20 protein-coding genes are annotated in these 16,591 nt (G+C 41.1%); 9 read left to right on the top strand and 11 right to left on the bottom strand.

What is annotated here, in order from left to right; all coding sequences use genetic code 11:
* Window positions 1-52: 52 nt before the first annotated feature.
* The 5 genes from ACFVAD_RS19310 to ACFVAD_RS19290 all read right to left on the bottom strand — a co-directional run bounded on the left by ACFVAD_RS19310 (window position 53) and on the right by ACFVAD_RS19290 (window position 3,311).
* Window positions 53-367 (bottom strand): hypothetical protein, encoded by a 315-nt coding sequence (locus ACFVAD_RS19310; RefSeq protein ID WP_386644092.1) that lies wholly within the window; start codon window positions 365-367, stop codon window positions 53-55.
* Window positions 255-584 carry a sulfatase-like hydrolase/transferase gene (locus tag ACFVAD_RS19305; RefSeq protein WP_386643887.1) on the bottom strand — a complete coding sequence of 110 codons (330 nt, stop codon included), beginning with the start codon at window positions 582-584 and terminating at the stop codon, window positions 255-257. Before ACFVAD_RS19305 ends, ACFVAD_RS19310 begins: the two co-directional genes overlap by 113 nt.
* Window positions 585-724: 140 nt before the next feature.
* Window positions 725-1,393 (bottom strand): CoA transferase subunit B, encoded by a 669-nt coding sequence (locus ACFVAD_RS19300; RefSeq protein WP_386643884.1) that lies wholly within the window; start codon window positions 1,391-1,393, stop codon window positions 725-727.
* 18 nt (window positions 1,394-1,411) lie between these two features.
* Window positions 1,412-2,101 carry a CoA transferase subunit A gene (locus ACFVAD_RS19295; protein ID WP_386643881.1) on the bottom strand — a complete coding sequence of 230 codons (690 nt, stop codon included), beginning with the start codon at window positions 2,099-2,101 and terminating at the stop codon, window positions 1,412-1,414.
* Between the two features lie 25 nt (window positions 2,102-2,126).
* Window positions 2,127-3,311 (bottom strand): acetyl-CoA C-acetyltransferase, encoded by a 1,185-nt coding sequence (locus tag ACFVAD_RS19290; RefSeq protein ID WP_386643878.1) that lies wholly within the window; start codon window positions 3,309-3,311, stop codon window positions 2,127-2,129.
* A 145-nt stretch (window positions 3,312-3,456) separates the two neighbouring features.
* Between ACFVAD_RS19290 and ACFVAD_RS19285 the strand changes: the two genes are divergently transcribed.
* The 3 genes from ACFVAD_RS19285 to ACFVAD_RS19275 all read left to right on the top strand — a co-directional run bounded on the left by ACFVAD_RS19285 (window position 3,457) and on the right by ACFVAD_RS19275 (window position 5,332).
* On the top strand, window positions 3,457-4,368 hold the full coding sequence (locus tag ACFVAD_RS19285) for a hydroxymethylglutaryl-CoA lyase (protein ID WP_386643875.1): 912 nt from the start codon (window positions 3,457-3,459) through the stop codon (window positions 4,366-4,368).
* A 93-nt stretch (window positions 4,369-4,461) separates the two neighbouring features.
* Entirely contained in the window at window positions 4,462-4,593 is a 132-nt protein-coding gene (locus ACFVAD_RS19280; protein WP_386643872.1) for a hypothetical protein, read from the top strand.
* 376 nt (window positions 4,594-4,969) lie between these two features.
* Complete coding sequence (locus tag ACFVAD_RS19275) at window positions 4,970-5,332, top strand: VOC family protein (protein ID WP_386643869.1); 363 nt, start codon at window positions 4,970-4,972, stop codon at window positions 5,330-5,332.
* 36 nt (window positions 5,333-5,368) lie between these two features.
* Here the strand turns inward: ACFVAD_RS19275 and ACFVAD_RS19270 are convergent, their stop codons facing one another.
* On the bottom strand, window positions 5,369-5,947 hold the full coding sequence (locus ACFVAD_RS19270; protein ID WP_386643866.1) for a hypothetical protein: 579 nt from the start codon (window positions 5,945-5,947) through the stop codon (window positions 5,369-5,371).
* Between the two features lie 262 nt (window positions 5,948-6,209).
* Between ACFVAD_RS19270 and ACFVAD_RS19265 the strand changes: the two genes are divergently transcribed.
* The 6 genes from ACFVAD_RS19265 to ACFVAD_RS19240 all read left to right on the top strand — a co-directional run bounded on the left by ACFVAD_RS19265 (window position 6,210) and on the right by ACFVAD_RS19240 (window position 12,220).
* Window positions 6,210-6,656: a DUF3888 domain-containing protein gene (locus ACFVAD_RS19265; RefSeq protein ID WP_386643863.1), complete on the top strand. Its 447-nt coding sequence runs from the start codon at window positions 6,210-6,212 to the stop codon at window positions 6,654-6,656.
* An 81-nt stretch (window positions 6,657-6,737) separates the two neighbouring features.
* Window positions 6,738-7,682 (top strand): alpha/beta hydrolase, encoded by a 945-nt coding sequence (locus ACFVAD_RS19260; RefSeq protein WP_386643860.1) that lies wholly within the window; start codon window positions 6,738-6,740, stop codon window positions 7,680-7,682.
* Window positions 7,683-7,738: 56 nt separating this feature from the next.
* On the top strand, window positions 7,739-8,161 hold the full coding sequence (locus ACFVAD_RS19255) for a ferritin-like domain-containing protein (RefSeq protein ID WP_386643857.1): 423 nt from the start codon (window positions 7,739-7,741) through the stop codon (window positions 8,159-8,161).
* A gap of 306 nt (window positions 8,162-8,467) precedes the next feature.
* Window positions 8,468-9,997 (top strand): spore germination protein, encoded by a 1,530-nt coding sequence (locus tag ACFVAD_RS19250; RefSeq protein WP_386643854.1) that lies wholly within the window; start codon window positions 8,468-8,470, stop codon window positions 9,995-9,997.
* A gap of 26 nt (window positions 9,998-10,023) precedes the next feature.
* Window positions 10,024-11,100 carry a Ger(x)C family spore germination protein gene (locus ACFVAD_RS19245; RefSeq protein ID WP_386643851.1) on the top strand — a complete coding sequence of 359 codons (1,077 nt, stop codon included), beginning with the start codon at window positions 10,024-10,026 and terminating at the stop codon, window positions 11,098-11,100.
* Window positions 11,087-12,220: a GerAB/ArcD/ProY family transporter gene (locus ACFVAD_RS19240; protein WP_386643848.1), complete on the top strand. Its 1,134-nt coding sequence runs from the start codon at window positions 11,087-11,089 to the stop codon at window positions 12,218-12,220. The genes ACFVAD_RS19245 and ACFVAD_RS19240 overlap by 14 nt, the downstream gene beginning before the upstream one ends.
* Window positions 12,221-12,368: 148 nt before the next feature.
* On the opposite strand, the gene ACFVAD_RS19235 is transcribed toward ACFVAD_RS19240, so the two are convergent.
* The 5 genes from ACFVAD_RS19235 to gnd form a co-directional block, all read right to left on the bottom strand.
* A complete protein-coding gene (locus ACFVAD_RS19235; protein WP_386643846.1) occupies window positions 12,369-13,259 on the bottom strand; it encodes an aldo/keto reductase in 891 nt (296 codons plus the stop codon).
* A 203-nt stretch (window positions 13,260-13,462) separates the two neighbouring features.
* Complete coding sequence (locus tag ACFVAD_RS19230) at window positions 13,463-13,666, bottom strand: SDR family oxidoreductase (RefSeq protein ID WP_386644085.1); 204 nt, start codon at window positions 13,664-13,666, stop codon at window positions 13,463-13,465.
* A 143-nt stretch (window positions 13,667-13,809) separates the two neighbouring features.
* Window positions 13,810-14,976, bottom strand: coding sequence for an iron-containing alcohol dehydrogenase (locus ACFVAD_RS19225; RefSeq protein ID WP_386643843.1), 1,167 nt, complete (start codon window positions 14,974-14,976; stop codon window positions 13,810-13,812).
* Between the two features lie 108 nt (window positions 14,977-15,084).
* On the bottom strand, window positions 15,085-15,588 hold the full coding sequence (locus tag ACFVAD_RS19220) for a hypothetical protein (protein ID WP_386643840.1): 504 nt from the start codon (window positions 15,586-15,588) through the stop codon (window positions 15,085-15,087).
* A 79-nt stretch (window positions 15,589-15,667) separates the two neighbouring features.
* Window positions 15,668-16,564 carry a phosphogluconate dehydrogenase (NAD(+)-dependent, decarboxylating) gene (gene gnd / locus ACFVAD_RS19215; RefSeq protein ID WP_386643837.1) on the bottom strand — a complete coding sequence of 299 codons (897 nt, stop codon included), beginning with the start codon at window positions 16,562-16,564 and terminating at the stop codon, window positions 15,668-15,670.
* Between the last annotated feature and the right edge of the window lie 27 nt (window positions 16,565-16,591).

Genomic DNA, 16,591 nt, shown 5'->3' with positions numbered 1-16,591 from the left:
TTCACCACATCAGCCTTCCCCTCGTAATTGTCATGGAAAGACTCCGGCTATGCTATGGAATATCCATTTCCTCATACATGTGAGCGTGCTTTTCATCCGGATCCCATGGACGGTGCGGCGCTTTATGGTGACACATAAGCATAAAGGGCTTTTCTCTGTCACGCGACTTCATCCAATCAATCGATAGGTCTTTTACAATCTCAGTTGCATAGCCGGGAACGGTAACTTCTTTTCCCATATCATACATAACAGGATCATGATAGAAGGCCTTGACTTCGGAATATCGTACATTGATCAAAATCAGCAGGATTGTGATGCCCGCCGTGTCCCAGATGCCATTTCCCAAAAAGAGCAGTCTGATTGCCATTCGCCCTTAAAATTCTTTGAACAGTCGGCTGACGGCTATCGAATTTGTCTCCTAGGGTTTTCACTCCATTTTCATGATTATACAAGCAGGTTAGAATGCTGGCGCGGCTCGGAGCACAGATGAAATTGGTACAAAAACAATTATCCAGTCGCATCCCCTCTTCTGCAATTCTATCCAGGTTGGGAGTTTCATTGATTCTGCTTCCATAGCAGCTCATCGCATGTGCTGCATGATCATCACTTATGATAAAAATAATATCTTATGTTTTTCCATCAAATATCATTCCCTTTTCCATTCAGCTTTTCCATTCAAAAAAAGCGAACAACAGTTAAGTTATCCGCTTCTTCTATAAAAAATTTAAAATGCATTCAATCTAACATGCTCATCCACAATCAAAGTCGGTTCCGTACTATTCTGAATGTCCTCTACAGTATATCCCTCTGCAACCTCTACAAGCTTCAATCCTTGCTCGGTCACATCTAGAACAGCGCGGTCTGTAATGATCCGATCCACCACACCTTTACCTGTCAAAGGTAAGGTGCATGCTTTCAATATTTTCGCTTCCCCGGCCTTATTCACATGATCCATGATAACGATGATACGCTCTGCACCATGAACAAGATCCATCGCACCACCCATGCCCTTGATCATTTTCCCTGGGATCATCCAGTTGGCAAGGTCACCGTTTTCACTTACTTCCATTCCCCCAAGGATCGCGATATTCACGTGTCCGCCTCGTATCATTGCAAACGATTCGGCACTGTCAAAATAGGCCGCTCCCGGAATGGCTGTGACGGTTTCTTTTCCAGCGTTGATGAGGTCCGCATCTACCTTATCCTTTGTTGGATATGGTCCGATGCCAAGGAGGCCGTTTTCAGATTGCAATACTACCTGTTTGTTTTCGGATATGTAGTTCGCCACAAGTGTTGGCATTCCGATTCCGAGGTTTACGTAGTAGCCGCTCTCTATTTCTTTTTCTGCACGTTTTGCGATTTTCTCACGTGTGTTCACTGTTTCTTTTGTCATGTTAGGATCCCCTCCCCGCTAGTCTCTAGTAGTTACGCGTTCGATTTTCTTTTCCTGCTGGCCGACGATCAGACGCTGGACGTAGATGCTTGGAGTCTGGATATGGTTTGGATCAAGCTCTCCGATTTCCACAAGCTCTTCCACTTCTGCAATCGTCACTTTACCGGCTGCAGCAATCATCGGGTTGAAGTTACGGGCTGTTTTGTTGTAGATAAGATTTCCCATTTTATCGGCTTTATCTGCTCTTACCAAACTGAAGTCCGCTGTGAAAGCTTCCTCCAACAGATATTCTTTTCCATTGAATTCGCGCACTTCCTTGCCTTCAGCAATTGGCGTCCCGACTCCAGCAGGCGTGTAAAACGCCGGGATTCCCGCTCCGCCTGCACGGATTTTTTCGGCAAGCGTCCCTTGTGGCGTCAGCTCGACTTCTAGTTCACCGGACAGTACCTGACGTTCGAACTCCTTGTTTTCCCCAACATAGGAACCGATCATTTTCTTGATTTGCTTGTTTTTCATTAAAAGGCCAAGTCCCCAGTCGTCCACTCCACAGTTGTTGGAGATGACAGTAAGGTCTTTCACGCCTGTTTCAACTAACGCCAGGATCAGGTTTTCCGGGATTCCGCAAAGGCCAAATCCACCAACCATGATTGTTGCACCATCTTGGATGTCTTTTACCGCTTCCGTAAAGGATGTATAAATAGGTTTCATCGCTGTTGCACCTCTCTCTATAGGGTTAGATATTTTCTACAATTGTTGCTACACCCTGGCCGCCGCCGATACAAAGGGTAGCTAGTCCTTTTTTCGCATCACGACGCTTCATTTCGTGAATGAGCGTAACCAGGATACGGGTTCCACTTGCCCCAATCGGATGACCAAGGGCAATCGCACCACCGTTGACATTCAGCTTTTCGGAGTCGAATTGCAGCTCTTTTCCTACTGCTAGCGCTTGTGCTGCGAATGCTTCGTTTGCTTCCACGAGATCCATCTCTTCCAGTGTCTGTCCGCCTTTTTCCAAGGCCTTCTTCACGGCAGTTACCGGTCCTATTCCCATGATGCTCGGATCCACTCCACTGCTCGCATTGGCAACGATTTTCACTAAAGGCTTGATGCCAAGCTCGTCTGCCTTTTCCTTGCTCATGACCACCACTGCTGCTGCACCGTCATTGATTCCTGATGCGTTACCTGCAGTCACTGATCCGTCCTTTTTGAAAGCAGGACGCAATCCGCCAAGCTTTTCGACAGTTGTTCCCTTTCTAGGATATTCGTCCGTATCCACCGTCAGAATTTCTTTTTTCTTTTTCACTTCTACAGGGACGATTTCGTCCTTGAATTTTCCTTCTTCGATTGCCTGGACCGCTTTCTGTTGGCTGTTTGCCGCAAATTGGTCCTGCTCTTCTCTTGTCAGATCATATTTCGTGCAGAGGTTTTCCGCCGTCACTCCCATATGATAATCATTGAAAGAGCACCACAGCCCGTCATGGACCATGCTGTCTGTCACCTTTTGGTCGCCCATCCGGTATCCGTCCCGTGCTCCCTGCAGAAGATATGGAGCCTGTGACATATTTTCCATCCCGCCAGCTACCACAATATCCGCATCTCCGGCAATGATGGCTTGTGCTGCCAGATGTACTGCCTTCAGACCTGATCCACACACTTTATTGATTGTCATCGAAGACACTTCATTCGGAAGTCCTGCCCCGATCGCTGCCTGTCTTGCGGGATTTTGCCCGAGCCCCGCCTGCAGCACATTACCCATGATTACTTCATCCACACTATCTGGTGCAAGCCCGGCTTTCGCGAGCGCCTCTTTGATTACTACTGCTCCCAACTGTGGAGCGGAAACATCCTTCAATGCACCACCAAAACTTCCAATCGCTGTTCTGACAGCGCTTACAATGACTACTTCTTTATTTGACATGATTCCATCTCCTCTCGTTTGAATAATTCTTGATTCCTGTCGAAAATCCTGCTTTTTTTAAAAAATTTCTATTATTCTTGCTTTTATGGCTCTCTTCTAACTAAAATTGAAGTAACTAAATTCCATTAATCAGGGGGAACTCCAAATGAATTTACCTAACAAGGCGACCATCATCGAAGTAGGACCTCGCGATGGTCTGCAGAATTTGAAGACCTTTGTTCCAACCGACGCTAAAATCGATTTTATCAAGCATCTTAAAAAAGCCGGTATCAAGGAAATGGAGCTCACTTCTTTCGTTTCGCCAAAATGGGTCCCGCAAATGTCAGACGCACCTTCTGTAATCGAGGAATGCCTGGATGATGAGACACGAAACTATGTACTGGTGCCAAATCAGAAAGGAATTGACCGCCTGCTCGGAACAAAATGCAAAAACGCGGCTGTATTTGTTGGAGTGAGCGACTCATTCAATAAGAAGAATATCAATAAAACGACTGAGGAAAGCCTACTTGAGCTGGAACCGATCATCCGTGATCTGAAGGGAAAAGGTTTCTTTGTACGCGCCTGCATCTCCACCTCTTTCTATTGCCCGTATGAAGGAAAAGTGGAAGTGAAGGATGTTGTGGCATTATGTAAAAGGTTTGAAAGCTTCGGAGTCGATGAACTCAGTGTGGCAGATACCATCGGGATGGCCAATCCGAAAGAATCCTACGAATTATTTTCAGCATTAAAGAAAGCGCTGCCAGGCATGATGCTCACAGCGCATTTCCACAACACAAGAGGAATGGCGCTTGCGAACGTCTTCGCTGCCCTTCAAGCGGGTGTTGACCGCTTCGACACATCAGCAGGCGGACTCGGAGGCTGTCCATTCGCACCAGGAGCATCAGGTAACGTTGCAACAGAGGATGTCGTGTACATGCTCGAGCAGATGGGAATCCAAACCGGAATCAACCTGAAACGCGTCGTTTACGCATTGGAAAACGTGCTGCCCCACTTGGATAAGCAGTATGAGAGCCAGTATTTTAAGCTCCAGGGGACAGGTCCTCTCACACAGGTGTAATCCATGGGTACGGATCCATATGTCCTTCTCTATGCATAAATCTTCCTTTCATAACCCACATTAACAAATGAAAAAACGGAAGGGAGATTTCTCATGACAAAGCACAAACAGAATGGTCCTAGCCAAAAAGGTCAACCTAACGCAGAAAGCGCAAAACAGGTCGTTTCCGCTGAAGAAGTGGAACGCGCGACTCACCCTACAAAACGCCAGAACTCGGAGCAATAGAAAATGGGGGCTGCTTTATCCGGCAGCCTTTTTGAAACTGTAGTACCGTTCTAATCACTCTTCTTAGGGATTATGATGGGCTTTTCATTCCGAGGCCAGCTTCAAAAAACCCATCATCACGCTTATGATGGGCTTTTTATACGGAGTTCGGCATCAAAAAAACCGTCATCGCGCTTATGATGGGTTTTTTATACGGAGTTCGGCTTCAAAAAACCCGTCATCCCGATGATGATGGGCTTTTCATACCGTGGTCTTCTTCAAAACTCTCCTCATCCAACTTTTGATGGACAATCCTCTCTTAAATCTCTACAAAAAAATTTTCCCTACTCATATGGTAAAATTAACTAGAAATCTATTAATTGCCAGGGGGATGTTTATGATTATCGGAATGCATCACGCGCAAATCACCATACCAAAGGGTGCTGAGGAAGAAGGAAGAAATTTTTACTGCAAGGTATTAGGTTTAAAAGAAATAGAAAAACCAGATCCGTTAAAAGGTCGGGGTGGGTTTTGGCTGCAAGTAGGAGATAGGGAGGTCCATGTAGGAACGGAAGATGGATTTGATCGAAATTCAACCAAGTCCCATATTGCTTATCTTGTACAAGATGTGTCCCATTGGAGAAAGGTACTAGAAGGGAACGGTACGAAGATCCTTGAATCTGTTGCCATCCCGAATTTTGAACGGTTCGAATTCCGGGACCCCTTTGGAAACAGAGTGGAGATTATTTCGGAAGTGTAAAAAAAGGTAATGCTCTAGAGGCACAACTCTAAAGCATTACCTTTTTTTATACTTTTCTTTTCCGTTATCTTTCCATTCCATCTCTTCGCTCTCCACCAATTCTTCAATTGTACTCAAGTGATTCTGTTCACTTATTATCTGATAATCATTAATGTAGTATTGGTCTACAGCATAGGAAAGTCTATTCGTTTCAAGCAGGTTTCCTTTCTCGTTTACTACAAGGAATTCCACCTCATATTTCTTCCACGGCTCACCTGTGTCTGTCACCTTTTTCAATTTTAGCCCCTTTAAATCTGCTAGAACCCGATCAATCTCTTCCTTGTCTTCGATTGTAATTCTGCCAAGCTCCTCTGGAAATTCGTCGGTTGTTTCATTCACATGAATTGATATGCTTCTAATCGTGGTTTCCGCGCCAAAGTACTCGGCATTCCACTCATCAAATGTTGTATATTTTAATTGATACACTAAAATGGCACCACCAATTGCAACTACAATAAAAATTAATCCCATTGCTAATTTCTTCTTATGTGATAAGAAGTAATATCCGCATGCCAGAAATACTCCGAAAAACAAGATATCCGTATACACCAATAGCTGCTCTAAAAAACTCACCATCGCCATCCCCCCTTCTGAAATCTCTATCTATATTTACGTTGAAAATTGAGGAAAGTTTCAGAAAACGGGGACAGGTCCCTCGTCCCTATCCTATCCACCTCCATTCATAGTGAACAAACCTTAATCCTGCTATTGAACTATTCAATATAAATACGCATCTCACTTTTTCCTCTCCGTGGGACAATGGACCTGTCCCCTCTTTACATCAATTTCTCCCCTGCAGGAAAAGGTAAAAGTAACCCGCCTAAAAGGAGATGTCGATTTGAATATTAAATGTATAACTGCTCTATTATTCTCTATACTCTTTATTTTTCCTGCTTCTTCGATTGAGCCCCATGCAGCATCCATGCCAAAACCACCCGAGCAATCAAGGGAAGAGCTGTATCACGATATGTTTCTTACCTTACTTTCAAAAGAAATAAATGTAGCAGTAGCGGACTACTATTCGGAGTATTTAACCATCTCTCCAATGGTTTATGGATATATGGTGGATGTGATCAGTGCGGAGAGAGTGGCTGGGTACCGCTCCTTCGGCTTCACAGTCACCCTTGAAGTAACACCGGTCGTTGGTCCTCATCTGTCTGTCGGAATGGACCGCCTGAAGTTTGATATCGGCCCAGCAGGAGGAAAGCTGCTGGCTTATAAACATTTGGAGACCCATGAGCTTCCTGATAATTGGAAGCATATATTAAAAAACAGTTCGCCATAAATTTCTTCACCTTCCCATTTCCCTCCCTGCTCTTCCAAATGGTAAACTAAGGTATATATTTACATTTTGGAGGTTAGCTCAGTGAATCAATTTAAACGGCTGCTTATCGTCCTAGGCATCATTCTATCCTATGTCCTGTTTGTCGGAATCTTTTTTACAAATAAGGTAATGTATATACGTAAAAAGACAAATGAAGAAATCCTCGAGCGTGAAATGAGGCTTGGGCATTATAAGGAAGAGGTCCTCTCCACACTTCCCAAAAAAGAACTTACCATTCCTTCCCCTCTCGGCTATAACATTTATGGGGAGTTATACGATGTACCTCATTCCAAACGGTATATGATCTTCAGTCATGGGGTGACACAAAATACGCTGAATTCCATCAAATACATGAATATCTTTCTAGAAAGAGGGTGGAATGTTGTCTTGTATGATCACCGCCGTCACGGAAAATCCGGTGGGAAGACGACGAGCTTTGGCTTTTATGAAAAGCACGATTTAAAAGCGGTGGTGGACTGGGTACGGGACCAGGCACCCGCCGACGCAGTGATTGGGGTCCATGGTGAATCGATGGGTGCGGCAACTTTGCTTATGTATGCGGGCGGCTTGGAGGACGGTGCTGATTTCTATATCGCCGACTGTCCTTTTTCTGATCTTGAGGAACAGCTTTCCTATCGGTTGAAGGCTGACTTCCGGATACCAAAGCACCTTGTCATGCCGATTGCCAATACGTTCCTTCGATTAAGGGATAAGTATTCCATCAGGGACGTCTCCCCTATCAACGTGATTGAAAACATTGATAATCCGGTGCTTTTCATCCACAGTGAGCCTGATGATTTCATACCAATCATGATGACGCAGCAGCTTTTCGAGAAAAAGAAGGATAAAAAGAAGCTGTATGTAGCAAAAAACGGAAGCCATGCGATGAGCTATTCAGAAAACCGCGAGGAATATGAAAAGGCGATTGATGAGTTTTTGGAGGAGATCGGCTATGGAAATCAACAGAATTTTCAACCGAAAGAATAATTTCCCTCTCATAAAAGAACGCTATCCATAGTGATAACTTTTAAGGAGAGATCTTAATGGACGAACAGATCAAAGAATTAAACGCATTCCTAGAAGGCGAATTCATGGGCATCCATGCCTACGAACATTATATCCAGAACACACAGGATGAAGCAATGAAAAAGGACCTCCAAGCCATTCAGCAGAACCACAAAATGCACGCCATCTTTGTGGCAGAGCGAATACAGAACCTTGGCGGGACTGCAGTCGATGATGTCGGGTTAGTCGGGGCGTTCCAGGAGCGAGTTGCTCAGGTAAAAGGATATCCAAAGGACAAGGAATCAATCATCAATGGGGCCATCAAAGGTGAGGAATTCGGTTCCGACATGATGGCAGAGTTTGTAAAAGGCGATCTGGACCAGGAGAGCCAAAGCATGGTCCAATCGATTTTGGCAGAGCATAAAAAGCATATCGAGATGCTGAGTAAGCATTTGCAATAAGAAGAGAGCAAGCATTCGGATAGACGAATGCTTGCTTTCTCTATTTGCAGCAAAAATAAAGCAAGTTCGTCATGTCTTGTTTAGTTGGGAATCCTAGGAGCATATCCTGCCATCGCACGTGATTGCTGAAGATTGACATCATCTTCTGTGCTATTAATCCAAGAAGATGCAGCACGCCATCTAAAGGCTGACCTTTCATCGTTTCACCACAAATGAAAGGATTTTTTTCGGCAAAAAGCATATTTGAATATAATTTTCACCATAATATAGATAACCATGAAGGGCTTTAAGTGATGAGGTGATTATATGTCCTTTATACAACGGTTCTTAAAAAATAAACATGAGAAACAAGAAAAAGGTCCTCAAGATATTAACCATTTAATTACTAAAGCAAAAAAATCCAGTGATTTTGGGCAACTTTCACTTATAAATAAAGCAGGACATTTCATCCTTTCTTACTACAACACACTAATTGATCGAGAACAGTTTCAGTGCAAAGTATTATATGTTTTTCAAGAACAGTCTTTTGATATTGGTCACATAAAGAACATTGAGGATATTAGGAATACGATTCCCATTGATGATATTTTGATTACAGACAACATCGAAGTGATCGAATCGAAATTCCTTAAAGGGTATGCTATTCTCCAAATGAAAGAAAATGATTCTAAGTGTGCATTAATTAATTTATCCAATGAAAAAGTTGGGTTGCGTGAGCAAAATAACGTTGAAAATGAGTTCAGCGTCATAGGACCTCAAATCGGGTTTGTTGAAAATGTCGATATCAATGTACACTTACTAAGGCAGCAAATCAATACACCTAATTTAGTTATCAAAGACATTCACATAGGGTCGATGTCACATACTAAAGTCATCATCGCTTATATTGACGGGATTACAAATGAGCAGCATATTCAAACGATGACTCAACGATTACAGAATATCGATTTTGATGTGGTTTTTGATTCCTCTCAGCTTCATCAAATCATAACCGATAATTCCATAACACCTTTTCCGCTACTTCTTTCCACGGAACGTATTGATAGAACGGTTTTTGCTTTGATTAGCGGACAAGTAGCAGTTTTTAGTAATGGATCTGCTTATGCCATCACTGGCCCCTCCACAATACTGGATTTTTTTGTTTCCCCTGAAGATTACTATTTACCTTGGATTATTGCGTCTTTTTTTCGTTTGATACGTATCTTTAGTGTTCTATTCTCAGTTTTTGCAACCTCTATATACATAGCTGTTTTGACATATCACTATGAAATGATTCCAAAAGTGTTACTCGGCCCCCTTAGCTTTTCACGTCATAACGTTCCGTTTACACCGGTACTAGAAGTACTTTTTTTGGAATTGACGATTGAACTTTTACGTGAAGCAGGAGCACGATTACCTACTAAGGTGGGACAGACGCTTGGAATCGTAGGAGGTATCGTAATAGGCCAGGCCTCCGTTGAAGCGGCACTTACAAGCAATGTATTGCTTATTATTGTTGCCTTATCTGCTTTGGCTTCTTTTACTACACCGATTTATAAAATGTCGAACACCATACGCTTTTTACGTTTTCCTTTGATCATATTAGCATCCATATGGGGCGGATTAGGGATTGTTTTAGGAATAAGCTTTTTGATTGTTCATCTGACACGTTTAGAATCATTAGGTACACCCTATACCGTTCCCTTATATCCATTCAGGCGTAAAGATTTTGCGGATAGCATTATACGTTCGTCCTATAATGTCACTTCAAAACGACCAAGTTATTTACGTCCTCGATCACTTTGGAGATATCATCCAAGTGACCAGATCAAAAAGAAAAACGATTTTGAAGATTAATCAGAATATAATTGACGAGGTGAGATATGAACTCACGGTTTTTCTTTGCGATTAGCATCATTGTCTTCCTAACTGGGTGCGAGAATGAAAGGACTATTGATAAAATTCAGATTATCGAATCGATTGGTTATGATCAGCATGAGGAGGAAATCAAGGGAACTGCTATCTATCCTACGTTCACAGAAAAAGGACAAACCAAATTAAATATCTTGACGACAAAATCTGCTGCATATGATGATATCATCTCAAGAATGAATACAAAGTCTGCGAATCCAATCGAAATAGGCCAATTACGTTTAGTATTGTTCGGCAAGAAGTTTGCGGAACAAGGGATATATCCGGTTATTGAAAGCCTTAAACGGGATCCTGTTGTGGGAAGTCGAATGCAGTTGGGTATAGCCGAACATACAGCAGAAAATATATTAATATCAGGTAAAAATACAAACCTTCCCTTCCATTTAAGCGATAAAATTAATCAGAATATACAGAATGGAAATTTGCCCAAAATGAATTTACACCTTTTTTTGGAAAATTTCTACAGTAAAGGCAGAGATCCATATTTGCCTTACTTTACCATAGAGGAGGAAAGTGCCCACATTAATGGATTAGCTTTATTTAAGAATAGCAAGTATATAAATCATATAGATTTAAACCAATCATTTATTGTAAAAATGCTAATTGACGGAGCCAAAAATGGACGTTATCACATCAAAATCAATGAAAATAAAAAGGATGGTTTTATTTCATTAAAAAATCTTGATGCAAAAGCTCATTATACAATTAGTCAAACCGATCAATTTCCGAACATATCTATCGATTTAACGATGAATACTCAGATAAAAGATGTCCCACCTTGGCTTAATGTAACCGTAAATAAAGATATCCTAAAAATCGAAAATATTATAAATAAACACTTTAATGAAGAAGTCCCGCAATTAATCTCGTTGTTTCAAGAATACCAAGTAGATCCAATCGGGTTTGGAGACATGGTTAGAGCAAAATCAAGAAAGTGGAATCATAGCAGGTTTTACGATATGTATCCCCATCTCAAAATTACAGTCAATGCAAAGGTGAATATTATACAAACAGGTGTCGGGGAGTAAGGATTTCATTTTTGAAAAGGAGGGGAATAAGTTGCACACTTTAACCGAGGAACGATTTTTAGTATCTCCTTTTTTCGTTTTCTTTCTGATTTACTCCAATATTATTGGTGTGGGAATCATGAGTTTCCAAAAAGATATTATAAGGAGTGCCGGTTACGATGCATGGATTTCCGTCCTATTATCCGGTATAAGCATTCATGTTTTAGTTTGGATGATATATCGCATTCTTACAATTGCTAATAACGATATCATTTATATCCATCAATTTTGCTTTGGGAAATGGATTGGCGGGTTATTAAACGTTTTTATCATCATCTATTTTCTCGTAGTGGCATTGATTGTATTCCGTGTTTATATTGAGGTTATTCAAGTTTGGATGTTTCCTTTAATGAAGACATGGCAAATTAGCTTGATTTTTCTATGCCTCCTTTATTACATTGTTTCCGGTGGGTTTCGTGTGATTACAGGTGTGTGTTTCTGGGGGACAGTTATACCTTTTGTTTTTCTGTTTCCCCTTTTATTCTTTTCCTTAGAATTTGCCCATTTCAATCATTTACTGCCTCTTTTTAATCACTCTTTTTATGAAATATTAGGATCATCTAAAAAGATGGTGTTTCAGTTTCTTGGCTTTGAGACTTTACTCATGTTCTACCCATTTATCAAGAATCCTGAAAAATCAAAAAAATGGGCTCATTTCGGGGTTTTGTTTACAATCTTCTTATACCTATCCATAACAATCATCACTTTTGTTTTCTATAATGAAGAGCATCTCAAACATACGATTTGGCCGACCTTAACTTTACTTAAAATTGCGGAAATTCCTTTCATAGAAAGAGTTGAATATATTGTCGTTTCCTTATGGTTCCTTGTCATATTGCCTCACATTAGCCAACATCTATGGGCAGTCTGCCGCGGACTCAAAAAGTTAGTAAATATCAAACAACGTATCAGCTTACTCATTTGCCTCTCTTTATTCTTTTTGTTCTCTAATGTATTGGAGAGCCACAAACAGATAGAACAATTAGCTGATTTATACTCATCTGTCAGCTTATACTTTATCTATTTGTATGTCCCTTTTCTCTTTTTATCGATTAACATAAAAAACAAACTAACCAAATAGGGTTTTGGTGCGAGAATAATTCGATTAGGATATTAACTTTCCCCGATAAAAAAACTGTATGGAATAAATTCTACACAGTTTTTTTGAAATTCCTATTAAATTGTCTGCTACTCCAATAAGAGTCCTTTTTTAAAGTGTATGTGAATTTTCAAATAATATCCAATGGCATTTTCCTAGTAGGTTCAGGAAATACATGATCAATTCTACTGAGGTCTTCTTCAGTTAACTCAATTGTTGCTGCTTCAGCATTTGCTAAAACATGTTCTTGTTGAACCGCTTTTGGAATAGCGATGACGTTATTCGAACGGATGGTCCAAGCAAGAGCGATTTGTAACGGTTGGACATTGTATTTGTCAGCAATATCAAGAATAACTGGATCGTTTAAAAGCTGCCTTCTTAAAGAGCCTCCTTGAGCAAGGGGACTGTAGGCCATGATTGGCATGTTATGTTCACGCTGCCATGGTAAGAGATCGAAGTCGATTCCTCTTGAACCTAAATGGTATAGCACTTGATTCGTCACGCAATTTTTTCCATTCGTAGTGTTCCATAGCTCTTCCATATCAACAGTGTCAAAATTAGAGACGCCCCATCTTAATATTTTCCCTTCTTCACGTAGCTTTTCCATTCCTTCAATTGTTTCCTCTAAAGGAACACGTCCTCTCCAGTGGAGAAGATATAAGTCCAAGTGGTCTGTTCCGAGTCGTTTTAAGCTGTTTTCACATGCTTTTGAAATCTTATCCAAACCTCCATGATGGGGATACACTTTTGACACTAAAAAGACATCTTTTCTGCGTCCTTTAATGGCTTCGCCAACTAAGCGTTCAGAATCGCCATTTCCGTACATTTCAGCAGTGTCAATAAGTTTCATACCCAAGTCTACGCCGAGCTGCAAGGCTCTTATTTCTTTGTCTTTTACTTGGGGATTTTCCCCCATGTACCATGTTCCTTGTCCTAATCTAGGTAAAGAAGTGCCGTCAGGCAGGGTTACCCCGTGTTTGGCTAATGCATTTTTAATTTCCGCTCTTTTCTTTTCATCCATTATGCTCGATCCTTTCTTTTATGTATTTGGGTATCATATAAGTAGAAAATTGACGTCTCATCGTATAAATGCACGAAATGGCCATTTCTGTTTCCGACGGTGCAAAAAAACAAAGAAAGTGAGGATGCCCTATAGGTTTCTGGCACTTTGAATCATCCTCACGACTTCTATTTAAAAATCGACTTTGGTATCCAAGGATTAGATCAGATGTGCTCCTCCACGATAAGAACCGATGTTCCAGTTGTATACCCATTTTTTGCTACGTACACATAGGTTTCAGCTATATCCTTAGGTTGAGCAACACGCCCGACAGGTAATTGCCTAGCAATCTCATGGTGCATACCTTGTCTTTGTACTTCTGGCATTCCTCCATAATGAGGAGTAGCAACAATACCAGATGATACCACGTTCACTCTAATAGGTGCCAGGTCTACTTAAATAGGTTCGTAATTAGTGAAGCTATTTTTTTGCCCATGTTCATTAACCTCCTTAAAATTATAGAACAGAATAAAAAACATTTCATTTCTATAACCTGCTCTTATTATCTTCATTAGAAGTTGATTTTATCTCCATTGTAAGCCGCAATGAAGATTTTTTTCATGTCCTCTACGGATACTTCCCTTGGATTCGATGGAGTACATGGATCTTCAACAGCTCCTGCTGCCATCTGGTCCAGATGTTTTTCAAATTCTGCTTCATCCACGCCAAATTCCTTTAGTGTTAATGGCAGATTCAAGGATTTGTTCAAACTGCGGAGAAGTTCTGTTAACGAATCGATCAATTCGTCATCTGTATTTCCGTTTAAGCCCAGCATCCTTGCGATATCCGCATACCTCGAACTTTCCGCCTTTTTATTATAGTCAATAACATACGGCAGATATAGGGCATTTGCTGTCCCATGTGGAATTTTAAAAATTGCTCCGCTCTTATGAGCTAAGCTATGGACAATTCCTAAAAACCCGTTTGAAAAGGCCATCCCGGCAATGGCTTGGGCATAATGCATTTCTGCTCTTGCGTTTTTATCACCCGCTGCGGATTTTTCAATATTGTTTACCACCTGCTTGATGGACTGCATCGCCAGCGGATCGCTAAAAGAGTTGTGCAGGGTGGACACATATGCTTCAATGCCATGTGTCAAGGCATCCATCCCTGTATAAGCTACAATCGAAGCTGGCATAGAATAGGCCAGCTCCGGATCTATAATCGCGATATCTGGTGTGATTTCATATCCAAAAACTGGATACTTTACTCCCTTATCATAGTCAGTAATAACGGAAAATGGTGATACATCTGTACCCGTACCGCTAGTAGTCGAAATCGCGATAAAGCGTGCTTTTTTCCTTAATTTTGGCAGTACATTGGGAGCCTTGATTTGATCAAACGGCAGATCCGGATTTTCATAAAAGATCCACATTAGCTTTGCTGCATCAATCGGAGATCCGCCGCCGGCAGAAATAATCCAATCAGGCTGAAATTCTTCCATTTTCTTGCCGCCGTTTTGAGCGGTTATAATGGATGGATCGTTTTCAACGCCTTCGATTAGCTTAGTTTCAATACCAGCCTCATGTAAATAAGCTTGGATTTTATCGAGATAACCCGATTTTTTAATTGATTGACCACCAATAACAATGGCCGCTTTTTTCCCTTCAAGGGTTTTTAATATTTCTAGGGATCCTTCCCCAAAATAAACGTCTCTCGGAATCGTAAATCGGTTCATGTGTGTCATTTCTCCTTTTCTGTTGTTTAGGGTAACCTCAACTTTATGGTTCCCTTATTCATTTTTTAAAATAGAGTGCGTCATTAGTGTTTCCCATCATAATTGTATCTAATGAACATACTCAGGTTCCCTCTCAACAGTGGCCCTTAATATATCTTCTGCTTCGATTTCAAGTAATTTCTCCAAGAACCTTATGGTTCCTAATACTGATTGAATATCCCCCTCTGTCTGAACGTCTTCCGTTTTCTTTTGAACAATCAGTTCATTGATAACTTGTTTGAAAGCCTGGGTCTTTATGAGCCAATCTCCAATCAGTTCCTTTGTTGCGTCTTTCTCTCCTTCATTTTTGACAGCAAATAAACTTTCCGTTTTTGTTTCTGCGAGCGTTAAGGAACCGAAATCGGTATCCATGCGGATACGAAAATAATTTTTTCTACTGTCATAATATCTTTCTTCCTTTAATAAAAAATACTCTATCCCAACTGTGATTTCATAAAAAAGTTCTGTCTCTGTAGGATAATGAAGATCTTTTACATCAATACTTTTTACAACATCTAAATAGGTCTCTAAACCATTTTGGGTACTAATGATTTTTGCATCCTTTACATTCATGATTTCACTCCCTTTTTTACTATACGGATTGTTTTAATATTTTTGGTTGTTTGCTTTGTAAAAATCACTCAATATCAGCCTAATTGCTTTTTTCGACTTCATGTCCGCCAAACTCGTTCCGAAGAGCAGCTACCACTTTCCCGGTAAAGGTGTCATGATCCAAGGAGCGATAGCGCATCAAAAGAGACATGGTAATCACAGGGATGGCTGCCTGCAAATCCAAAGCCGTTTCCACTGTCCACTTTCCTTCTCCTGAAGAATGCATGGTTCCTTTAATTTGTTCTAAGTTGGCATCTTTAGAAAATGCACGTTCTGTTAAATCCATGAGCCATGAACGAATGACTGAGCCGTTATTCCAAACTCTTGCCACTTTTTCATAGTCAAAATCAAACCCGCTTTTCTCTAGCACTTCAAATCCTTCGCCAATCGCAGCCATCATCCCATACTCGATTCCGTTGTGGACCATTTTTAAGAAATGGCCGCTGCCTGCTGGACCAGCGTATAAATATCCATTTTCTACCGCTGTGTCTCGAAATATAGGTTCAACCACACTCCAAACTTCAGCATCCCCGCCGACCATGTAACAAGCTCCATTACGCGCACCTTCCATCCCTCCGGAGGTACCCACATCCATAAAATGTATACCTGATTCCTCTAGCTGCTCATAGCGGCGAATGGAGTCCTTATAATGTGAATTACCAGCCTCGATTACAATATCTCCTTTACTCAAGTTTGGAGTGATCTCATTTATTACTGAATCGACAACAGCGTGCGGAACCATGATCCAGATAATCCTGGGGGATTCCAGGGTTTTAATAAGATCCTTATAGCCCGATGTTTCTAAAGCACCGTACTTACTGATTTCTTCTACAGCATTATCATTTAAATCGAAGGCGGCTACTTCGTAGTTGTGGTCAATTAGATTTTTCCCTAAGTTTAACCCCATTTTCCCTAACCCGATTAATCCAACTTTCATCCTCTTGTCCTCCCGTACTATTCGTGT

Source organism: Sutcliffiella sp. NPDC057660, assembly GCF_042800035.1.
GTDB lineage: Bacteria > Bacillota > Bacilli > Bacillales > Bacillaceae_I > Sutcliffiella_A.
The sequence above is the reverse complement of the archived record's forward strand: the minus strand, read 5'-3'. Positions and strand labels throughout refer to the sequence as shown.

Excerpts from the sequence above, each read along its gene's own strand:
- ACFVAD_RS19305 (WP_386643887.1), bottom strand. The coding sequence starts at position 584 with ATGAGCTGCTATGGAAGCAGAATCAATGAAACTCCCAACCTGGATAGA.
- gnd (WP_386643837.1), bottom strand. The coding sequence starts at position 16,564 with ATGAAAGTTGGATTAATCGGGTTAGGGAAAATGGGGTTAAACTTAGGG.
- ACFVAD_RS19290 (WP_386643878.1), bottom strand. The coding sequence starts at position 3,311 with ATGTCAAATAAAGAAGTAGTCATTGTAAGCGCTGTCAGAACAGCGATT.
- ACFVAD_RS19295 (WP_386643881.1), bottom strand. The coding sequence starts at position 2,101 with ATGAAACCTATTTATACATCCTTTACGGAAGCGGTAAAAGACATCCAA.
- ACFVAD_RS19235 (WP_386643846.1), bottom strand. The coding sequence starts at position 13,259 with ATGGATGAAAAGAAAAGAGCGGAAATTAAAAATGCATTAGCCAAACAC.
- ACFVAD_RS19270 (WP_386643866.1), bottom strand. The coding sequence starts at position 5,947 with ATGGTGAGTTTTTTAGAGCAGCTATTGGTGTATACGGATATCTTGTTT.
- ACFVAD_RS19280 (WP_386643872.1), top strand. The coding sequence starts at position 4,462 with ATGACAAAGCACAAACAGAATGGTCCTAGCCAAAAAGGTCAACCTAAC.
- ACFVAD_RS19245 (WP_386643851.1), top strand. The coding sequence starts at position 10,024 with ATGAACTCACGGTTTTTCTTTGCGATTAGCATCATTGTCTTCCTAACT.
- ACFVAD_RS19225 (WP_386643843.1), bottom strand. The coding sequence starts at position 14,976 with ATGAACCGATTTACGATTCCGAGAGACGTTTATTTTGGGGAAGGATCC.
- ACFVAD_RS19285 (WP_386643875.1), top strand. The coding sequence starts at position 3,457 with ATGAATTTACCTAACAAGGCGACCATCATCGAAGTAGGACCTCGCGAT.
- ACFVAD_RS19310 (WP_386644092.1), bottom strand. The coding sequence starts at position 367 with ATGGCAATCAGACTGCTCTTTTTGGGAAATGGCATCTGGGACACGGCG.
- ACFVAD_RS19220 (WP_386643840.1), bottom strand. The coding sequence starts at position 15,588 with ATGAATGTAAAGGATGCAAAAATCATTAGTACCCAAAATGGTTTAGAG.
- ACFVAD_RS19300 (WP_386643884.1), bottom strand. The coding sequence starts at position 1,393 with ATGACAAAAGAAACAGTGAACACACGTGAGAAAATCGCAAAACGTGCA.
- ACFVAD_RS19255 (WP_386643857.1), top strand. The coding sequence starts at position 7,739 with ATGGACGAACAGATCAAAGAATTAAACGCATTCCTAGAAGGCGAATTC.
- ACFVAD_RS19275 (WP_386643869.1), top strand. The coding sequence starts at position 4,970 with ATGATTATCGGAATGCATCACGCGCAAATCACCATACCAAAGGGTGCT.
- ACFVAD_RS19250 (WP_386643854.1), top strand. The coding sequence starts at position 8,468 with ATGTCCTTTATACAACGGTTCTTAAAAAATAAACATGAGAAACAAGAA.